Origin of the sequence: Fischerella muscicola PCC 7414, assembly GCF_000317205.1 — a bacterium.
In the GTDB taxonomy this organism is placed as follows: Bacteria; Cyanobacteriota; Cyanobacteriia; order Cyanobacteriales; family Nostocaceae; genus Fischerella; species Fischerella muscicola.
Window position 1 is genome coordinate 1 of sequence record NZ_AJLK01000065.1, and the last position, 20,399, is coordinate 20,399.

Consider the following 20,399-nt stretch of genomic DNA (forward strand, 5'->3'; position numbering starts at 1 on the left):
TCTGCCTTCTTCAAGCTAAGGAAATCGAAGCACAAGTGCTGCTATCAATACTTGAATTGATTCAACGAGGAGTATCAGTTTGAATATCTGCGATCGCTCGCTTCTGTATACTGTAGATTTTGCGAAATTTACCCCGAAACAAAATACTATTTATGGACTGATAATTGCTTTAGTCATTATTAGTCTGTGGGTAGCTAGTTTGGCTTTGCTACTTTGCATTGATACTACCAAATTTCCCAATTGGTTGATACCAATCACAGTAGTTTGGCAAACATTTCTCTATACGGGACTGTTCATAACTGCCCATGATGCTATGCATGGGTCAGTTTGCCGCCAACACAAGAAAATTAATAATTTCATCGGTACATTAGCTGTATTGCTTTATGGCTTTTTTTCATACCGTCAGCTTTTGAAAAAACATTGGCTACATCATCATCATCCTGCTAGCGAACGTGACCCAGATTATCATGATGGCAACACAAGCAATGTAATTTTTTGGTATTTCCAATTCATGAAGGAATACTGGAGTTGGACTCAATTTCTCGGAATGACTATCGCCTATAATTTGGCTAAATACGTTTTACTAATTTCTGAAACAAATCTCTTACTATTTTGGATTGTCCCTGCAATTCTCAGTTCCGTTCAACTGTTTTATTTTGGTACGTTTTTGCCCCATCGAGAACCCGAACAAGGCTACGTTCGTCCTCATTGCGCTCAAACGATTCCATTACCAGTTTTTTGGTCATTCATCAGTTGCTACCACTTTGGCTACCACCAAGAACATCACGAGTATTCCCATGTACCTTGGTGGCAACTTCCCGCTGTTTATAAACAAAGAATATCACTGCGATCGCTAAAAGATCCCGCTTGATGTCGAGGAAGCAAACTTAAAGACCTGACATCATTAGAAATCCAAAATCCAAAATCCAAAATCGAATGACTCACTTTGGCATTATTTGCCCACCTTATCCCGGACACATCAATCCCCAAGCAGCCCTAGCACGAGAACTGCAATCACGTGGTCATCGTGTCACCTTTGTGCAAATTCCAGATTTAGAATCGAAGGTGGAATCAGAGGGTGTAAACTTTTATCCAATTGGCAAAACCATCTATCAGCCAGGCTCAATGTCTGAAACCTTTGTGCAACTGGGGAAACTCAGTGCTATAGAGGCGCTGCGTTACTCTCTTGACTTTTGCCAGCAAATGGTAGAAATAGTTTGCCAAGATGCACCCAAAGCGATCGCAACGGCGGGGATCGAAGTCTTGTTGGTGGATCAACTTGAACCTGTGGGTGAAACAGTAGCAGAATATCTCAATCTCCCGTTTATCTGCATTTCCTGCGGCCAGGTAATTCACCGCCGAGGTGATGTTCCCCCTTTCTTTACTCCCTGGAATTACCAGAATACACACTGGGCAAAGATTCGCAATCAGGTAGCCTATTACTTTTTAGATCGCAGTTGTCAACCGATTTTACAAGCAATTAATCGCTACCGCCAGGAGTGGAAGTTACCCGAATACCGCCACATCTATGCTTCCAATGCACGGCTTGCTCATATTAGTCAACAGCCTGGGTTGTTTGAGTTTCCTATTCCTAATTTGCCATCACATCTGCATTATGTCGGCCCTTTGCGAAATGCTTCACCAAAATTAGTTTCTTTTCCCTATGAAAAGTTGACCGGACAACCCATGATTTATGCGTCTTTGGGAAGTGTACAAAATACCAAACAAGAAGTATTTTCAGCAATTGCAACTGCGAGCCTTGGACTGGATGTGCAACTGGTAATTGCTCACGGGGGTGGGATGAGTGCAGAAGTTGTGCGATCGCTACCAGGTTCCCCCTTAGTAGTCGAGTATGCTCCCCAACCTGATGTACTGGCTCATGCTAGTCTCACGATTACTCATGCGGGCATGAATACAACATTGGATTCTCTTACCTATGGTGTACCTTTGGTAGCGATTCCGATCACATTTGAACAACCAGGAACTGGCGCACGAATTCGTTCAACCGGAGTAGGAGAAGTGTTTCCCCTAGCGAAACTGAGCATTTCCACTTTGCGATCGGCAATTAAGCGCGTGTTAACAGAAGATTCCTACAAAAAGAATGCGCCTAGAATTCAGCAGTCAATTCAACTTTCAGGCGGTGTCAAACGAGCAGCAGATATTGTTGAGCAAGTTACAAAGAAAGGCAGAGGGCAGAAGGCTGGAAGTATGAATAAAAACATCAGTCGTGGGTAGGCTGCCCAATGCGCGAAAAAGAATTATACCAAGACGCGCAGCGCGAGGTATAAAGCGTCCTTGCTTCAATCCCACTCGGCAGCGCGTGGGTTCCCTTCAGCATAGCTAGCTGCCTTCCTACTTCTGCCTTCATGAATCAAAACCAACCCTTCAATATTGCACAAGCAATTTCAATCTGTATCAGTGATTCGATTTTGGATTTTGCGAAAAGTTTGAGCTAGGGCTTGGGGCGCTCAAACTTTTCAAGACGGATTTTGGATTAGTTTCACTTCTGAAATTTGAAAGTTTTTGGGTATACAAAATAACTAAGTTATTTAATCTTGATCTATCTCTTGAGTTAGAAGCTTGATTAATTATTATTAAATAATTTATTGAATAGTGAAATTTAATTTGTATTTCTGGAAAATTAAATTTCAAAAATATTCTGCTTGTTTTTGATATTTTTTATATCAATAACAGAGAAATATGAAAGTGGTAATGTTAATTTTGGAGAATGAAAAATGCAAAAATCAAGTGACCAAAGAAGCTATTTACTCCGATATATTTCTCTTGCACCAGTACTTGCTGTTTTAGCGGTTTCAATTGCCTTCTCGACCTGGGCCATATTTAACTTCATTTTCCCTGACCTTCTCTTCCATCCAATACCATAAAAATCTGCAAAATTAAATCAGTGAACAGTTAACAGTTATTCAGTGAACAGGTTTATGGTGCAGTTTTACAACACACCAACGCATTCAATCAATTGATAGGGACTCAAATCCAAGCGAAGAGGCACTCTTTACTGACAACTGATAACTGATAACTGATAACTGATAAAAATACCCCTAGAGGAGCGATTTTTTCCTCAAGGGGTAAAGTGAGGTATGACTTAAATGTTTCTCTTCTTCCAGAAAGAATACTAACTTGGTTACAAAACCTTTGTATCTATCTATAGATCAGTCTATTAATAGGCTAGTATAAAGTTATGTTGTTATAATAGATACAAAGTTATAGGTTTTGATGCATATCACTTGACAAATTTGCACATACTCTTTATCTAAGATTTTTTCAGGTAAAAGTACAGCAATTTAGAGATTATTTTCCTCACTACAGCCTTGATTTTATTATAACAAGTTTACACAACTTTGTAGTGTCATACTTTGTCTATTTACTGCATTTCAATCTGAAGATGGCACGCACAAATATGCTGTCTTGAAAAAATGTTGGCATTGATAAATCTAAGTGTTTGTAACCAAAAATCATTAATACATAAGTTCAGCAAGGATTGCGCTTTATGGAACCAAAACAACTGAGTCAGGAACTGCGTCAGGGAAAAAACCCTAATATGACCCGTCGGCAAGCAATAATCGGCTTGTCTATGCTCGGAGGTTCAATGGGACAACTCGTTACCCTCTACCAGACTGGGATTATTCCTCATTTGCCTGATCCACCAGTGCCGATTTTTAACGCAGACAAAGTAGACGCATCTGACTATGCTTACAGCCGATTCAACTCACCCGATGGGCCGTTAATGGTGATTAATTATGGCATCACCGCCTGGCTGGCTGCTGCTGGTGGTCTTGATCGCGCACGGCGCAATCCTTTGCTACCAATTGCAATGGGTGTCAAGATCCTGCTTGACTCTGCCATTAATGTTAAGCTTGCTCAAGAGGAGTGGAGCGAAAACAAAGCCTTTTGTGAATACTGTCAGGTTGCGACGGTTTGCTCTTTCGCGTCCTTGGTGCTTGCAGTACCTGAAGTTGTTAGTGCTATTCGTACCCTGCTTGGACGCCAAGATCAGAATACCGCAGGAGCGCTCAGTTCCACTAATCACGCCAACCGTTACCGTTTCCTGTAAACCGAGAGGATTACCAATTGCGATCGCCCATTGTCCCTGTCGCACTTTATCGGAATCACCCATAACCACCGTTGGTAAATTATCCCCTGCTTGTACTTGAATCACAGCGACATCAGTCACTGGATCTTTCCCTAAAACTTTACCTGCTAAAATCCGACCATCTTGAAAGGATACGGTCACTGTATCTGCCTGGTTGACAACATGAGCATTAGTCAGAATTAAACCAGTGGGATCAATCACAAAACCGGAGCCAATTCCCCGCAAAATTTGTGCGGAAGGTGGAACTGCTCGAACACCACCCAGAAAGGGTTTGAGGACATCTGGCACATCCCCCCCTAAAGTGCGGGAGACATTCACCTGAACCACAGCAGACTCTACTTTTTCTACAGCTGCTGTGACAAAATTAGATTCTGGATCAATCTGTGCAACAAGAGTGCTGCCATAAGCATAAGCAGGGCTTGACCAACCCTGGAACAATACCATACCAATGCTTATTAACAGGATGAGTGTGTAAGTAGATAATTTCTGTAACCAGTGCTGAAAAACTGTCAGTTGAATCTGTTGTGTCTTCTGACTTGAGTCAGGATTTGTCTGGTTGCCAACTGACAACTCAGCGCTGGCGCGATCGCCGTCCATATTCTTTATTCCTCGGTTGGGATCAGTTCTGATCTATCAGGTTTGACTCGATAGCATTTCTCTAGCAAAAAGTCATACTTTAATAGGTAGAACCAGTGTGCGTTTCTGGTCCTACGCAGACATCAGATCTGAATCAATTCCCCAGTTATGCTCTATCAAAGACTTGTACATATTTTCTTTGAGCATCATATGCTCGTGCAGGTCAATCAGAAACTCAATAGCCTGTTCGCGGGACATCTGCCGCACGTAATCTGCAAACACTCTTGAACTGAATTGTTGCTCCAAGGATAATTCAGTTGATTGATTCATAAACATATTTACCTTACCTTGTATTTCTAAGTCTTGATTAACTCGATGAGTAGGTCGACAAAAGTTTAAGTTAATTGGTGAGAGTGGAGAATTTATTGTGATTTTGCATTATTAATACTTCTTTAATATTTCTCAACATTAGCTAGATATTTCGATATTATTCACCCCTGACCCTAGAATGCCCTCTCTATAGGTTTAAACTCATTCAATCTCAAGGATGATTATCGTACTAAAAGTCTGTATAGCAGAACACGAAGCATGTACTTTGTACTCAGACTACACCCCATACCCATTTTCAAGAAAGAACCTCAGGGGTGATCGCGCCCACAACGAGGGAATGAAAGAACGTAGACGCGCTCATAGGCTTCCGTAAGGTACTCTCTACCACACAAGTTTTGACAGCTTGCGAGGCGTCAGATCCCCGACTTTTTTAAAAAAGTCGGGGATCTGGCCGACCTATCAAAATCAATTTGGTGAACTAGTATACTCATGGAACACCGTGCAAGGCGATGGATGATGGGTTTGCTGTTAAGCTAATCCCCGTTGCCCCTAATCCCCACGACCGTAGGGAGTGGGGGCCGGTGAGTTCCCCGATCTCTATTTTCAAGCTAAAGGAAAAGCGGCTGCCAATATCCAACCAAAGAACATTGCACTGCCAATTCCATAACTCCAAGGTTCATTGAGTAACTTAGCAGCAAAGGAGAAAATTAGCATCAAGATCGGAAATAGGGGCAATAAAAGGTAAATAAAACTAAGTTGAGGCAATAGGTAAAGCACCAAGATAAACCCCCCTACTAAAACCGTACTTTGTCCGAGCCACCATAAAATTCGTTTTCCCAACTTCAGATTTTGTTGTGCTACTCCCGATGCTAAAAACCAAGGAAAACAAACGAGTGCCAGTAAGGGAAATAACACTAAACGCACTGGAATTAGCCACCACTGTAACCATACCACCTGTGCCATTGCTCCAAAGGCAATCCATAACACCACAAATAGCACTACACCGACAAAGACGGCTCTTAGTGTCGGAATTGATAGCCGTGAAAGGCACTTTTGCCATACCTTAAGCTTTGTTAGATTTAGGCAGTGTCCAGCAAATAGCTGAAGACAGCACTGTGCTAGCAACAAAAGCAATCAGAACAACTTGAATGGCGTCACTTAAATTAAAAGTCATTGTCGTTACCTCGAATTCTCAATTTCTATAAGTCTCTTCAAATTCTTACGGCAATTCTCCAGGTAGAAAATTGTGATTTAGGACAGACATAGATGTGATTTTCGTCTTGTGCGGTCAGGGGCGTTGGCATTGCCCAGAGGATAATTATGTATAAAGCTTTTATCATCTTCCCCAAAATTTGAGTATTACTGGGGTTTTTTCTTTCTCTTTTAGTAGTACAATTGTTCTAGTTAGCAAATTTATTTTCAAACTTTCACCAGCTTTAGTGTGATGGTGCGTATACGCATAGTGGCAACTTGATGGAGTTGCACAGATAGCTATGCTGACAGCACCCGGTGCGATCGCCTTTAGTCAACAAAGGCGATGGATTTGTTGTGCATACTGGAAAGTTTTTACGAGGTCAATACTATGATGACACGAGTGCAGAGCATAATTGCAGAGCAAGTTGACGAAACAGTAATTGCTCTATCAAAGTTTGAGCAATACCCTGAGGAAAAAGCAAATCATTCTGACAGTGTTAGTGTCGAAAACTTTCAAGTGCTTTCGCTTGCTGATGTTACCAAGACAATTTTGCATCATGCCTTTTGGTTAGCAGACCAAAAACAGAAACTCTCACCTAAGGAGTACAGAAAGCTACTTGTTGATCGAGGTTGGAAAGGTGAAGAAAAAAAGTATCTCAAGATTGCTGCGGTATTTGGTAAGTTTGCACCCCAGGATTTAGCACAAATTGAGCCATTGACTGTATATCAGCTAGCAAATAACCATAACAAGTACAAGCCAGTAATAGATGCTTTATTGGACATAACTGCAATCACCCAAGAGGCTGTACGTTCTTTAGTCAAACAGCGCCGCACTCCCAGACAACCAAAACCTGAAAAACCGAGTATTTGGCGACGGACAAAGAATGGTGGACGCTACTGCCAAATTCCACCAATTCATTCTGAGTATGAGCATACAGGCGTAACTCTGCAAAAGATGATGGATTCTGAAGGATTAACTGCCCAACAAATTGTGGCAGAAGCCATTGCTTTGCGACAAGCGTATAAGGAAGGAAGATTAGTGTTGGCGAATGGGGAATAGGGAATGGGGAAAGGGGAACGGGAAAATCCCCACACATTAATTTAAGGGCGCATATTTTTATTTCTTTGATGATCGCCCTAATCACTCATCTTATTTTCTTTACATTTTTTAACTTTATTGTTAACATTCTTTACATAAATGTAATAATCCCATTTATTCATTAGGAATTATCCATGCGTACAAACAGTGCTATTGTTGACGACCAAGGTAAAATGAACAACTTTGCGATCGAGCCAAGAGTTTACGTAGATGAACAAGGCGATCGCACTGGATTCACTCCCTATGCTGAATTGCTTAACGGTCGTTTGGCAATGATTGGCTTTGTGTCTCTGATTGCATTAGAAGTGTTCACAGGACACGGTGTATTTGGTCTTTTTGCCAACCTGTAAGTAACTAGGTTGTCATATCACTGACGTTTTTTTAATTTATGTAGAGATGTAAAGTTTTTTATATCTCTACATTTTTTTGTGCGTGCATTATCTCAAAATACTTGGTGGTTAACTCAGCTCTATCGTGAAAGGCAGATAGCAGATGGAGTAAAAGAAACTTTTATTATTGTGAACTCTGCTCCCAACTCATGAACAAAATTCCCAAAGTTGACCGACAAAGAGAGCATCAGGCAAACGAGCGTACATTTCTGGCTTGGCTGAGAACATCGATCGCATTGATTGGTTTTGGTTTTGCCATTGCTAGGTTTGGTCTATTTTTGCGTCAGCTTAATTTAACGTTGGCACAACAAGAGCCACCATCACACGCTTTTTTTAATTCCGAAAATTTAGGGATTGCTTTAGTAATTTTTGGGATTATGACTATTGCCTTTGCAGCATGGCGATACAACCAAGCTTACTGGCAAATAGAGAAAGGCGACTATCGACCGATGCATTATATGGTTTGGGTGATAGCAGGAATAGTTATGCTGTTTGGATTTTTCAGTCTTCCTTTACTGATGATGCGGCAGAAAGTACCTCCTTCACAAAGGAAATTAACTCAGCCACTGTCTCGAAATTGGCGATGACTTCTAATTTTTTATACCTCGCGCTTTGCGTCCTGTTTGTTCTCTTTTATAAGTATAAGTGGGCGCCCACCCCAGAATTTAAGTTCTCCTTAATCTATCTCAAAATCTCACTGGTGGAAGACGAGAGGTAAATTTGGTTTTTCTAGTATAAACAAGGAGGCTGGCAATTCAGGCGTTGCGTTGGTTGCCAGAGAACTTTATGCGGATATTGTTGGTAGAAGACGATCCCGAACAATTAGAACCATTGCAGGGTGTGTTGTCGGAAGCTGGATATATTGTAGATGGCGTTGAAGATGGAGAAACTGCACAGTGGTTATTGTCCAAAAAAGATTATGACTTGTTAATTTTGGACTGGATGTTGCCCACAATTAGCGGGTTAAGTCTTTGCCGTCAATATCGACTTCTTGGCAAAACTGCACCAGTGTTGATGCTCACTGCTAAGGATACTACACTGGATAAAGTCACGGGTTTAGATGCCGGAGCAGATGACTATCTTGTCAAACCTGCTGACTTGGTGGAACTCTTAGCGCGGGTACGTGCTTTAGGGAGGCGTTCTCCCCAATGGGTGGGAGATATTCTCAGTGTTGCAGATTTACAATTGCATTTAAACAACTTAACTGTTAAACGCAATCAAGTCAGTGTGGAATTATCACCACGAGAAGCTCAATTGCTAGAGTACCTGATGCGTCACCGCAACCAAGTCTTAACCCGTGAGCAGATTGAAGAAGCATTGTGGGAGTGGGGTACGGAACCGGAAAGTAATGCATTGACTGTGCTTGTACGCAAGTTGCGGCATCGCTTACAGTTAGTCGGTGCAGCGGATTGGATTAAAACTGTCTACGGTATGGGTTATAGTTTGAAAGCACCAGATAACTTAAATGCTTGTTAATTTTTTATCCGATAGCTTACGAAGATCCTGGCGTCTTCACGGGAAAGTCCCAGTTCCTCAGTGATCATGGCTTTTAGAGAGTTTAATTCTGTGACTGGAAACTCAAATTCTAATTTTTTAAGTATAGAGTTGGCGGTATTGACCTCGACTTTGGCAAATCCCCGCTTTTTTTCTATTTCAGCTAGGATTCCTAGCACTTGAACCGCAGACTTCACTTGTATTTGTGTATCAGCTTGCAGAGTTTTTAGTTCACCAGACACTCCCAGTTCTTGAGCAATAATGGCTTTGAGAGAGTTTAATTCTGTAGCTGGAACTTTGAATATTAACTTTTTGAGTACAGAGTTTGCGGTTTGAAGTTCAACCTCGGTAAACTCCCGCTCTTTTTCAATTTCAACTTCGGTTACTAGCACATTGGCAGCAAACTGTACTTTGGCTGTGTGCGTATCAGCTTGCAGCTTGTCTAGTGTAGTGTAAGAACGACTCAATAGTAGATTTGTTAGAGATTCCCCACCAAGTCCAAAAGCAATTAGGAGCAGTGGCAGAGGCAGCAAATATTCTAGCTTGGAAGAGTGCAGTTTTTGCAATAATTGGGACAAGGACATACGGCAACGAGTTGGTAGATGAAAATCTGGGTAATACCATTTAGAATTAATCCTGAGCATAGACCTGATATCTCACGTCTCTACATTTTCATACTCGCGCTCCCTTAGAATCTCACTGTTGGAAGATATGCTGGTAGGTTTGGCTTTTCTACCCTACATAGTAGAGGATTCTGCCTTAACCGAATGGCACGTTTTTTACGGGCTAGGGAAATGCCCAAACTTCAAAGATGCAGCAACACAGAGATATTTTTGAAACAAACTTTCCCCACGTCCTCGTAAGTACCTAAACAAATTACACATTCTCTATGCTGTTCCCTGTTTCATGTTCCCCGTTAACTTTTATTTTGCCTAACCACTTATTTGTGTCTCCCCGTGTCCCCGTTCTCACCAAAGCCTAATGTTTCATCGTAGTCGCAGCAATTTAGCTCTGTGGTTTACCCTAACGATGGGGAGCATTTTGGTTATTTTTGCGGGAGTCCTTTACTACCAAGCAGTCTTAGATGAGCTAGAGGATCTTGATCGCCTACTCTATAAAAAATCTAGAGTTATGGCAGTGAACGCAAAGTACGACCTGCGTAAAAAACAGCTAGACCTGGAAAATGTGCCGCTGTTAGGAAGTAACGTACCACCACAGGGTACTGAATTTGTGTATGCGCGTTGGTACGATACTAAAGGGCAACTAGTGCAATTTTTCGGTACAGATCCAGAAGCACAGGTTAAAGCAACCCTTAGTTTTCAAACTCTCAAGATTACGTTTCATTCCTCAAAGGGAGTGCCTACCGTTACTTGGCTCCGTGAGTTAACGCTGCCCGTCTACCAGGATAGTTTATTAATCGGTTATCTTCAAGTTGCAACGCCACTGACATCTGTCCAAAATAATCTGACTCAGCTACGCCTGGTTTTGCTTTTGACAGTACCAGTAACTTTGGGGGTTATCGGTTTGGCCGGTTGGTATTTAGGGGGAATAGCAATGCAACCAATTCGTGACAGCTACAACCAGCTACAACGCTTCACATCTGATGCTTCCCATGAATTGCGATCGCCTTTGTCAGCTATTATTAGCAATGCCCAGTATGGCTTATTATCTAAATCTAATCATACAGAGGCACAGCGTCAGCGCTTTGGGAAGATTTTCGATGTCGCCAAATCAATGAATACTTTGATGAACAATCTGCTGCTTCTAGCGCGTCATGCAGGTCGATTATCTTCTGAATCTTTGCAAAAAGTTGACTTAAAGAGTGAGCTTCTACAGATAGCAGATGAATATACAACACAAGAGGCTGCAAAACATCTGAATCTAACTTACACTTTACCAATTGCCAGTGTGATTGTGCTGGGTGATGTCGGCTTGCTGCGTCAAGCAGTAGTTAATTTGCTCGATAATGCCTGCAAATATACTCCCGCTGGAGGTCAAGTGCAACTGCGACTATTCACCCAGTCACATTGGGCTGTGATTGAAGTGATAGACAATGGTATCGGTATTCCTGAAGCTGATTTACCGCATATTTTTGAGCGATTTTATCGGGTGGATAAAAAGCGATCGCGCAAAACTGGCGGATATGGCTTAGGGTTATCCATTGTCCAACAAATCATCTCTGCACACGGTGGTCATATTACTGTCAAAAGTGTAGTCGACAAGGGGTCAACTTTTCAAATCATTCTGCCACTCAAATAGCCACATTATATCATGTTCGCTTGAATACTTATACTGTCGCGTGGGCTGGTAATAGGTAATCGGTAATGGGAAAAACCAATCACCAACAGTGAGGCATAATATTGTAAGCAATGAGTCGAACTTGATATTAGTTGGTGTTGTCACTTTCTGTTCACATTTTTTAGCAATACTGAAGATAGCTAGAGAAGGAGATTACTTACACTCCTTTAGACCTCTAACTGTTGTGTGTAATGGGTTTCAAACCCATACGTGTTTTGACTGATAGAGAAATGGGGGAAAGTAAAAAGTTCAAAATAAAAAATTCTTGTGATTTTTAGCTTTTGACTTTTTCTCTCCCCATTTGTCTCTATACTGCATCGCCACGAAAATCTTGAATGACAACTGGGATTAAATATTTAACTAAACTGCAAATGAAAAAGGTGAATTACTGATTTACTTTTTTATTTTTAGGTGTCAATCCAAAAATTAAATATTAGGTATGTTGATTCAGGAGGAAAAGACATGAAATTGTTGTCTATTGATGAACTAAAAACTCTAGTAGAACAACCAGACGGATATTGTGTCTCACTTTATATGCCTACTATTAAGTTGGGGGCAGAAACGCAACAAAATCCCATTAGATTTAAAAATTTGATGCGAGAAGCAGAGGAACAACTGATCAACAGTGGTCTTCGCGCTCAAGATGCCAGAGATTTGCTTCAACCAGTACAAGAAATTGATAAATATGAATTTTGGCAGCACCAAAGTGATGGACTGGCAATTTTTATATCTAAAAATATGTTTAGCTATTACTGTTTACCACTTAATTTTGCAGAATTAGTAGTTGTTAATGACCGCTTTCACCTGAAGCCATTACTATCTCTACTGACAGGTGATGGACAATTTTATATCCTAGCTCTCAGTCAAAATCAAGTGAGATTATTTCAAGGTACACGTTATAGTGTGAATGAGATTGAGTTAGAAAACGTGCCTCAAAGTCTTGCCGAGGCGCTGAAATATGATACTGCTGATAAACAGTTACAGTTCCATACTGGTACACCACAAGCAGGCGGTGGCGATCGCGCTGCAATATTTCATGGTCATGGTGCTGGTAATGATGAGGAAAAAGATAATATCCTGCGATACTTTCGTCTGGTGAATGAAGGACTGCAAGAATTGCTCAAGAATCAGCAAACACCTTTAGTATTGGCCGGGGTTGAATATCTGTTTTCAATTTACAAAGAAGCGAATACCTATCCCCATTTGATGGATGAAGGAGTTACAGGTAATCCAGACGAGTTAAAAGCAGAAGAGTTACACTCGTTAGCTTGGAAAATTGTCCAGCCTTACTTTGAGCAAGCTCAACAGGCAGATGCTGTTCGCTATCAAGAATTAGCAGGTACAGGGCAAACAAGTAACAACATTAAAGAAATTGTTCCTATGGCTTACTATAAGCTAGTTGATACTTTGTTTGTTGCGGTTGGTGTCCAGCAATGGGGACATTTTACTCCGGATGAGAATCAAGTTGAATTGCATCAACACAAAGAAATTGGTGACGAGGATTTAATGGATTTTGCTGCTATTCATACTTTATTAAACGGTGGAACAGTTTATGCAGTTGAGCCGCAAGCTGTACCAGATAATACACCGATAGCTGCTGTGTTCCGCTACTAACTTAATGTTGTGTCACTGTAAATCTTGATTAAGGAGGTGTCTTTTGAGCGAGAATCCACCTTCCTCTTCACGGCAACCCAGTGTGTCCCGGCAAGAACTTGTGGAGTTAGTGCGATCGCAACTCCAAGCACTGCTACAACAAAAAAACTTCCAGGGAGCAAAAGCTTTATTGGTACCTGTACAACCTGCGGATATTGCCCAAGCGATCGAGGGTTTGCCAAAAGCTATGCAGGCTATAGCTTTTCGCTTACTTTCCAAACAAGAGGCTATTGAAGTCTATGAATATCTCGACTCCAGTATCCAGCAGTCCTTGATTGCAGAATTGAGGCAACAAGAAGTTCTGGAGATAGTAGATAAGATGTCGCCGGATGATCGAGCGCGACTATTTGATGAGTTACCCGCCATTGTTGTCCAGCAGCTATTGCAACAACTCAGTCCAGCCCAACGCGAAGCTACAGCCCTAATTCTAGGTTACAAAGAGGGCACTGCTGGGCGGATCATGACTACAGAGTATCTTTCTGTAAAGGAAGATTTAACAGTTAGCCAAGCGATCGAGCGGGTTCGCGTTTTAGCTAGTGCCACTGAAATTATCTATTATCTTTACGTAACTGACAGAGAACGCCGCCTCACGGGAACTCTTTCCTTTAGGGATTTAGTGATTGCCCAGCCAGAACAAAGGCTGGGTGAAATTATGACTCGTGATGTGATATTCGTCCACACAGATACAGATCAAGAAGAAGTAGCGCAAATTATCCAACGCTACGACTTAGTAGCTGTGCCTGTAGTGGATACCGAACAGCGTCTAGTTGGTATTGTGACTGTGGATGACGTGCTAGATGTCTTAGAGCAAGAAACCACGGAAGATATTTACACTTTGGGTGGGGTGGAAGCTGGAGGCGATAACTATTTCCAGGCAAACGTGTTGACAGCAGCTCGTAAACGGGTTGTCTGGCTATTTGTCCTCTTAATTGCCAATACTGGCACTACTGCTGTCATCAGCGCTCAGGAGAATGTTTTAGAACAAGTTGTTGCCTTAGCTGCCTTTATTCCCTTATTAATTGACACAGGTGGAAATGTGGGAGCGCAGTCTTCCACAGTGGTAATTCGAGGTTTGAATCTTAGGGAAGTTGGCATCAAAAAAGCTTTGCAAGTAGTGACGCGAGAAACAATTACAGGGGCACTATTAGGGGTGATGCTAGGGATAGCAGTGATTTTCTGGGCTTACTTGCTGGAAGGTAGTTTGCCCATCGCCATGACTGTAGGGACGAGTTTGCTTACTATCACTATCTTAGCTGCGGTGTCAGGTTCTGGCTTACCTTTTTTATTTGGTGCGATCGGTTTAGATCCAGCCTTAATGTCAGCCCCCTTTATTACTTCTATTGTAGATGTTTTAGGAGTTTTTATTTATCTCATGCTAGCAAGAGCAATTTTACAACTATAAAGAAGGTGCCAGTACTAGTCAATTGATTTTTATTATGAGCTTAAGACAAATTTAGAGACTGTTAAAAGAAACAGTTCATGCCAAAATCCACGCTCTCCGCTCATGCCCAAAGAGTATGCTGTTTGCGTGTAGCGCAATCATCAAAACGAAGCTCAAGGCTCTCCACAACTACATTCCGATAGGCAGCATAATCAACGTAGACAGAGGGGTTATCGATGAAAAATTCTTCAGCTTGATAAATTTTTAATAGTTAATCATCCCATAGTTAGAAGATAGTTGAATAAATATTTTTACCATAGTAGGTAACAGATAAAAAAGTTGGAGAAAAAACAAATGGCACTTGTAAAATTAGAAGATTTCTACCCCGACTATCGTGAAGATGGCTCTGACATTGATGACATCAAATCTTTTGATGTTTATGCTCAAACAAATGAAAAAGTTGGTTCAGTTCACGATATTTTAGTTGATGAACAAACAGGTAAATTCCGCTATTTTGTAGTAGACACAGGCTTCTGGGTTTTTGGTAAAAAAGTTTTACTACCAGTCGGTCTTGCTGACATTCGTTACACTGACAAACGAATTTATGCCAAAGGTCTGACTAAAGAGCAAGTAGAAAACCTGCCCGACTTTGATAGCTTGGAAAGGGTTGATTACGACTATGAAGAGCAAGTACGCGGAGTGTATCGTGGCTCAGTTGCTACTTATGGTATGACTCAGCCTGCTGCTTATGACCGCAGCAGTTACAACTACGAGCAAGAACCTTCACTTTACGACATTAACAGACAGGATAGTCAAACTTTAAAACTATACGAAGAACGGTTAATTGCTAACAAACAACGTCGCAAGACTGGTGAAGTTACCGTTGGGAAACACGTAGAAACGGATACAGCGCGTGTATCAGTTCCCGTTGAAAAAGAGCGAGTTGTTATTGAGCGCACAAATCCTACTAATGCTACACCAACCAGTCCAGATCAGGCCTTTCGTGAAGGTGAAGCAGCTCGCATGGAAATTTACGAAGAAACACCCGATATTCACAAAGAAGCTGTTGTCCGCGAAGAAGTCCGAGTTAAGAAAGTTGTAGAACATGACACAGTTCAAGCTCAAGAAAATATTCGACGCGAAGAGCTTGACATAGATACCCAGGGTCGTCCCATTGTGGACAAGTAATGTCATGTTCGGTTGAACAATTAATATTATCCGCCCGTGTCGGTAATTCATAAGTCAGTGCGCTCCAAAGGGGGTTCCCTCCCCCAATCCCCGACCGGGTTCGGGTTCGAGTCTTCCATTTAGAAGCTTTCTCTATCTTCTTAATGAATTTATTCGCTGTGTTATATAGTTTATTTGTTTATTATAGTTGTTGAGTTGGACAGCATATGAAGTTAAATTAGCTGCAACTTTAGCACAATGTTGAAAATTATCACGATTCAAACAATAATTAGTACCAACTGTTCCTAGACCTATCAAGAAGACTTTTGTAGTTGGATCTAGATTTTGTTCTAAAATTGCTGCAATTCCTACTCCTGAAACCAACACAGCAGCGGAGGCTTTTGGATTTGCTGGCATATAAAAACCCATTTCTGCCTCTAAATTTTCTGCTTGGATTTTGTAATTTTCCCTAAGTTGTAGCAATTGTTGAATTTGGTAGTTATATTGAGCTAATGCCACGCCTGGATTCAAGCAAGTCAGAGAAAGGGTGACACTTAAGAGTATCTTTTTGATAGCCGTTAAAGAATTGGAAGAGGGTTTGATAAAGTTAGTGATTGAAGTAGTAAGCATAGTTAGCTTCGTTTTGGTGACTAAAAACACAGTAAATGATGGCTAAATCAAAAAAAATGGGATGTAAATAAATAAAAAGAAATTTGAGAAATTATCTTCTCAAGTCGTATGCCCAATAAGCGGTGCTGAGTTTGAGAGTGTCATCACAAGAGTAATTGGCAGCAATAATTCTTAGTCCTCTTAATTTATCTATAAATCTTTCGTAGGGTGTGGACTTTAAGCTTTTATCTAATAGCGTCCAGGTTCGGGCTTGGGAATGATATTGAAATTTACCGTAAGCTATTGCTAGTTTAATCATGTCCCAATTAATTGCTCTTTGTTGCAAGCGTCGGTTAAAGTGATTGTGGTCTTTCGCACAACAAAAAATTTCGATTCGGGGTAGATTGTTGATGATGTCATCGGAACTAATTAATTGACTGAGTTCCTTTTGGAATTTCATGGATTTTACCTTGCTTTATTCAACTGAAGGCATGGTAAAACCTCTCCAAAATAAAGGTAAATTGGAGATAAATAAAAATTTTAATTCTCCCAGTAGAAGCGCAATTAAACCATCTTCTACTTCTAAACCAACTTTTTGCGCGGGTTGGGCAATAATTTGACGATATTGTTGATCTTCGAGACGACAAGATGGGACTAATACTTGATATCTTGTAATTAAAGGGGCTAATTCGCTCATTTCCAAGCATTCATCAAGAAAATCACTTCTGAGAGTGATAATTACTTTGAAATAGTCCCTAGCTTTTTTGATTGCACCTAAAATAAGAATGAGAAAATTAACACGGTCTGTTTTTGCTGTTAGGGTAAACAACTCTTCAAACTGGTCAATTACTAACACCGATACTGATTTAGGTTGTTGGTGCAACCATGACACTAAAGCATCAACTCCTAAATGTAGAACTCCTTCTAAAAACTCTGGGTTATCTGATGCTAATGTTTTTGCTAAAGCAGCTACAGGGTTATCTCCTGGAAAAATGACCCAAGATTGACATGATTTATACTGTTCTAATTCAGAATCAAATAACCCTTCTGTTAATAGCTGGGGTATAACTCCCGCCCTAACTACAGAAGATTTCCCACTACCCGAAGCCCCTATTAGGGCTAAGAATGAAGTAGATTGCAATTTCTGGATAATTTCTGCAATTAATTCTTCTCGACCGTGAAAAAAGTAAGCATCATCTTGGGTAAAAGCTTCTAAACTTTTATAAGGACAAACATCGATTTCAAATATCTCATCATAGGAACGTTGTACTTCTACTGAGAGAATTTCCATCACTTCAGTAGAACCCGATAACCACAGTTTTAAATTAATATCTGTTTGGGAATCGCGCCATTTTTGTAATTAGAGAATTAATTCCGAAACCCAAAATTCCCTTTCCGAGTCTCCTGCATTTTCTAAGATGGTTACTAATTGATGGAGGAACTTTCTGTTATTAGGTACAAAAGTAGTTACCGTAATCAAACACAGGGATATATCCTGACTGGGTTGCAAGATGTCAATAAAATTTTTAGTAGTCCCGCTTGTATCTAAAATATCAGCAATAATAATAATTTCTTTTACAGGGGAATCTTGTAACTGTTGACCAAGCCAGTTAAGATTGATTCTGGTTTCTTGATGGCAAATTAACTCGTATGTTTCTGGGTTAGTATATTCAATTGTTCCTGCTAAATACAACAGGACTGTTTTCTGATTTTCCTCCTGTAAATAACTAGCAATAATCTGCTGAAGGTTTTGCTTTTGCTGATCACGAACAAAACAATAATCAACTGTAAAGCTTCCTCTAGCTTGCAATATTCTACATAGGCGAATATCCGCTTCCGAAGAAGATAAATTATCGATAATTAAAGCTTTTCTCTGAGTAGAAGTAGTAGCTAATCCAATAATTAATTCCCCACTACCTCTAGCAATACGCTGAGGAGTTTGAGAAGCATTTGCAGGAAACCGATTTAGTTTTAATTTAGTAGATGATTCTCTTAAGATTCCACCCATCCCTTTAGAAAAATCATCTCCATCTACAAAATTTTTCTTATATTCAATAAATTTCTTACTAGTGCGTTCGACATACCTAAACAAGCCGTCTGCATCAATCTTACCTTCAGTGTTAGCTGCTTTTCCCTGTAAACCTTCAATGAGACAGTAGGTAAATAAGCCATGTTTTAATTCTGGAATTTCCCAAGAACGTTCTGTCTTATTGCAGGAAAGCATAGCATAAAAGTCTTGACTTTGTTCTGCTTGCTGTTCCAAGATTGTTAACAGTTGACCGGTAGGATTTTGTCGAATTGTGTTATCCTGTTGTTCTTGTTCTTGACAAGCATCTAACCAAACAAGTTGACGCCGTGCATCACATTGTCTGAGTTCGTTTAATAGAATATCTAACTTTAATCCCGTTCTTGTCAAATCTTCTAAACTTGTATCCGCCACACATAAAATTGGCCGGTTATTAGAATCGAGATAACCATGTCCTGAAAAGTAAAATAAAACTGTATCTTCTGGTTTAGCTAAACGAAACTGGTGGATACTGGTAATGATTTCTGATAAATTAGGAGGCTTGTTCCCGCCATCGTAAAGAGGAATAATTTCTGTTTTCTGAAACTTTTGAGTAGCTATTTTGAACGTTTCTGCTAACTCTTTACAGTCATTAGCACAGTATCGAAGGTCGGGAATTTGACTATCTTGGTAATGGTTTACTCCGACTAAAACTATCCAGAGTTTAGCCTGATCTAGTTCTAACTTTTGTTTGCTAGGATTACTTACTATTGCAGACATCTAAAACCTTCAATGCTTAGGTTAAATATTTAAAAATCAAGATTTCCTGACGAAAGTTTTGAGGTATCGGTTCGACTTCCCAAATCATATTGGTTTCAGGTGTTCAAGTCATATCTAAAAAAATATTTATACAGCCTTTTTTAGTTGTATAATCATACCTCACATAATTTGTCAATATTATTTTATTTTGAGAATAAAATAGAATTTTCACTATTAACTAAAATACTATAATCTGGTGTATTTTGTAAATCAAATTAAATAAAACGAGATAAATAAAAATAAATTTAAATAAATTCCGAAGATATTCTCAAGCTAATTTAAAATAATAATTAAATGTTTTTGGTTGAAAAAATGCCATCTTTAGAAAAAGAATATTTGGAATACGTAAGCGAACAAATTTTTCCTGGGAATGTACGTCCGGAGCTTCAGTATGGAACTTTTATTGGACGATTTAATACTAATAATTACTCACTCAAAAGTACTGAAATCGCTCAAGGATTAACCCAGATGCAAGGTAAAGATTACGCATCAGGAATTAATCAGCATATTAAAGAAGTAATAGAAAAAATATATCGTGGATTTCGAGATGAACTAGCTCAAGATGGTATTACCGAACAACAGCTTGGCTTGGGTAATCAAAAAGGAAACCCTGGTAGAAAAACATCTGACATAAAAAGTCCTTGGCAGATTGCTTATGAATGGTTATGGGACATAAAATATTCTCGTTGGCTACAAGACTATATTTGGGAAAATTGGAAACAAAGAGCGCAAACTAATGTAGAGTGGATACAGTTTTGCGATCGCTCGGTTGAATATGCTTCTAAAGGAATGAAAATTCCCCAAGCCTTGCCTAAAGAGATTATTCCGATTAATACTCCGTTGAGCTTAAAAATCAATCTCGATAATCCAGGAAGTTATCTACTGTTGTTCAATCGGGGGTTAGATGCCCAAGGCAATACAACTAAATATCTAGTTACACCTTCTCAAGCTTTTGCTCCTAGCTATCAACTCATGGAGAAAAGCACCTTGATACCTTTACAAAATGCCATGTGCGAAGATATTCAGTTTGATAGCGTTGGCAAAGAAGAATATATCGGGATTGTCATTGATAAAGCTTTAAACTTACCTTGGCTGAATCCCAACCCAGAGAATCCTGTTTTGGAATGGCAAGGTAAGCATTTAGAACAAGTATGGGAACAGCTACACGCTCAAGATAACTGGCGAGTTTTCTATCGAGATTTTAATGTCGTATCTGTAAATCTTTAGTTGATAGAGAGCGAAGCTGATCGGATGTAAATTAAAGTAAATAAAAA

20 protein-coding genes and 1 pseudogene are annotated in these 20,399 nt (G+C 40.1%); 13 read left to right on the forward strand and 8 right to left on the reverse strand.

The genetic code is table 11. The annotated features are described in order from the left end of the window. Window positions 1-79: 79 nt before the first annotated feature. The 4 genes and pseudogenes from crtW to UYI_RS38865 all read left to right on the forward strand — a co-directional run. Window positions 80-871, forward strand: a complete 792-nt coding sequence (gene crtW, locus UYI_RS0109440) for a beta-carotene ketolase CrtW (protein ID WP_016866419.1) — start codon at window positions 80-82, stop codon at window positions 869-871. 65 nt (window positions 872-936) lie between these two features. Further along, a complete protein-coding gene (locus UYI_RS0109445) occupies window positions 937-2,235 on the forward strand; it encodes a glycosyltransferase (protein WP_016866420.1) in 1,299 nt (432 codons plus the stop codon). 500 nt (window positions 2,236-2,735) lie between these two features. After that, on the forward strand, window positions 2,736-2,885 hold the full coding sequence (locus tag UYI_RS34705; RefSeq protein WP_071588823.1) for a PsaJ protein: 150 nt from the start codon (window positions 2,736-2,738) through the stop codon (window positions 2,883-2,885). Between the two features lie 722 nt (window positions 2,886-3,607). Further along, a pseudogene (locus tag UYI_RS38865) lies at window positions 3,608-3,904 on the forward strand (vitamin K epoxide reductase family protein); the annotation flags it as partial. Here UYI_RS38865 and UYI_RS32335 read toward each other — a convergent pair. The 3 genes from UYI_RS32335 to UYI_RS0109465 form a co-directional block, all read right to left on the reverse strand. Next, entirely contained in the window at window positions 3,821-4,708 is an 888-nt protein-coding gene (locus tag UYI_RS32335) for a trypsin-like peptidase domain-containing protein (protein ID WP_016866423.1), read from the reverse strand. The pseudogene UYI_RS38865 and the gene UYI_RS32335 overlap by 84 nt on opposite strands. Before the next feature lie 111 nt (window positions 4,709-4,819). Further along, entirely contained in the window at window positions 4,820-5,023 is a 204-nt protein-coding gene (locus UYI_RS0109460; RefSeq protein WP_373278969.1) for an NblA/ycf18 family protein, read from the reverse strand. Window positions 5,024-5,620: 597 nt separating this feature from the next. Continuing rightward, window positions 5,621-6,007 (reverse strand): hypothetical protein, encoded by a 387-nt coding sequence (locus UYI_RS0109465; protein WP_235147926.1) that lies wholly within the window; start codon window positions 6,005-6,007, stop codon window positions 5,621-5,623. 592 nt (window positions 6,008-6,599) lie between these two features. Here UYI_RS0109465 and UYI_RS0109475 point away from each other — a divergent pair. The 4 genes from UYI_RS0109475 (at window position 6,600) to rppA (ending at window position 9,175) form a co-directional block, all read left to right on the forward strand. Next, window positions 6,600-7,271 carry a hypothetical protein gene (locus tag UYI_RS0109475; protein ID WP_035138377.1) on the forward strand — a complete coding sequence of 224 codons (672 nt, stop codon included), beginning with the start codon at window positions 6,600-6,602 and terminating at the stop codon, window positions 7,269-7,271. Between the two features lie 173 nt (window positions 7,272-7,444). Further along, window positions 7,445-7,660, forward strand: a complete 216-nt coding sequence (locus UYI_RS0109480) for a chlorophyll a/b-binding protein (RefSeq protein ID WP_016866428.1) — start codon at window positions 7,445-7,447, stop codon at window positions 7,658-7,660. A gap of 188 nt (window positions 7,661-7,848) precedes the next feature. Further along, window positions 7,849-8,286 carry a YidH family protein gene (locus UYI_RS0109490; protein ID WP_016866430.1) on the forward strand — a complete coding sequence of 146 codons (438 nt, stop codon included), beginning with the start codon at window positions 7,849-7,851 and terminating at the stop codon, window positions 8,284-8,286. Between the two features lie 199 nt (window positions 8,287-8,485). Beyond that, window positions 8,486-9,175, forward strand: a complete 690-nt coding sequence (gene rppA / locus UYI_RS0109495) for a two-component system response regulator RppA (RefSeq protein WP_016866431.1) — start codon at window positions 8,486-8,488, stop codon at window positions 9,173-9,175. On the opposite strand, the gene UYI_RS0109500 is transcribed toward rppA, so the two are convergent. Next, window positions 9,172-9,837, reverse strand: a complete 666-nt coding sequence (locus UYI_RS0109500) for a hypothetical protein (protein WP_051035555.1) — start codon at window positions 9,835-9,837, stop codon at window positions 9,172-9,174. The genes rppA and UYI_RS0109500 overlap by 4 nt on opposite strands. Window positions 9,838-10,174: 337 nt before the next feature. On the opposite strand from UYI_RS0109500, the gene UYI_RS0109505 reads away from it, so the two are divergent. The 4 genes from UYI_RS0109505 (at window position 10,175) to UYI_RS0109520 (ending at window position 15,713) form a co-directional block, all read left to right on the forward strand. After that, the gene (locus tag UYI_RS0109505) at window positions 10,175-11,452 is read left to right on the forward strand and encodes a sensor histidine kinase (RefSeq protein WP_016866433.1); all 1,278 of its coding nucleotides are present in this window, start codon (window positions 10,175-10,177) and stop codon (window positions 11,450-11,452) included. Between the two features lie 501 nt (window positions 11,453-11,953). Beyond that, a complete protein-coding gene (locus tag UYI_RS0109510) occupies window positions 11,954-13,105 on the forward strand; it encodes a baeRF7 domain-containing protein (protein ID WP_016866434.1) in 1,152 nt (383 codons plus the stop codon). Between the two features lie 43 nt (window positions 13,106-13,148). After that, the gene (mgtE, locus tag UYI_RS0109515) at window positions 13,149-14,546 is read left to right on the forward strand and encodes a magnesium transporter (RefSeq protein WP_026085847.1); all 1,398 of its coding nucleotides are present in this window, start codon (window positions 13,149-13,151) and stop codon (window positions 14,544-14,546) included. A 333-nt stretch (window positions 14,547-14,879) separates the two neighbouring features. Beyond that, on the forward strand, window positions 14,880-15,713 hold the full coding sequence (locus UYI_RS0109520; protein ID WP_016866436.1) for a DUF2382 domain-containing protein: 834 nt from the start codon (window positions 14,880-14,882) through the stop codon (window positions 15,711-15,713). A gap of 132 nt (window positions 15,714-15,845) precedes the next feature. On the opposite strand, the gene UYI_RS0109525 is transcribed toward UYI_RS0109520, so the two are convergent. The 4 genes from UYI_RS0109525 to UYI_RS38280 form a co-directional block, all read right to left on the reverse strand. Next, the gene (locus UYI_RS0109525) at window positions 15,846-16,211 is read right to left on the reverse strand and encodes a hypothetical protein (RefSeq protein WP_200860550.1); all 366 of its coding nucleotides are present in this window, start codon (window positions 16,209-16,211) and stop codon (window positions 15,846-15,848) included. A 202-nt stretch (window positions 16,212-16,413) separates the two neighbouring features. Beyond that, window positions 16,414-16,761 carry a DUF4258 domain-containing protein gene (locus UYI_RS0109530; RefSeq protein WP_016866438.1) on the reverse strand — a complete coding sequence of 116 codons (348 nt, stop codon included), beginning with the start codon at window positions 16,759-16,761 and terminating at the stop codon, window positions 16,414-16,416. A gap of 15 nt (window positions 16,762-16,776) precedes the next feature. Further along, entirely contained in the window at window positions 16,777-17,592 is an 816-nt protein-coding gene (locus tag UYI_RS38275; RefSeq protein WP_016866439.1) for an nSTAND1 domain-containing NTPase, read from the reverse strand. A gap of 69 nt (window positions 17,593-17,661) precedes the next feature. Beyond that, a complete protein-coding gene (locus UYI_RS38280) occupies window positions 17,662-19,086 on the reverse strand; it encodes a caspase family protein (protein ID WP_016866440.1) in 1,425 nt (474 codons plus the stop codon). A 333-nt stretch (window positions 19,087-19,419) separates the two neighbouring features. Between UYI_RS38280 and UYI_RS0109545 the strand changes: the two genes are divergently transcribed. Continuing rightward, on the forward strand, window positions 19,420-20,352 hold the full coding sequence (locus UYI_RS0109545; RefSeq protein WP_016866441.1) for a hypothetical protein: 933 nt from the start codon (window positions 19,420-19,422) through the stop codon (window positions 20,350-20,352). Window positions 20,353-20,399 lie beyond the last annotated feature (47 nt).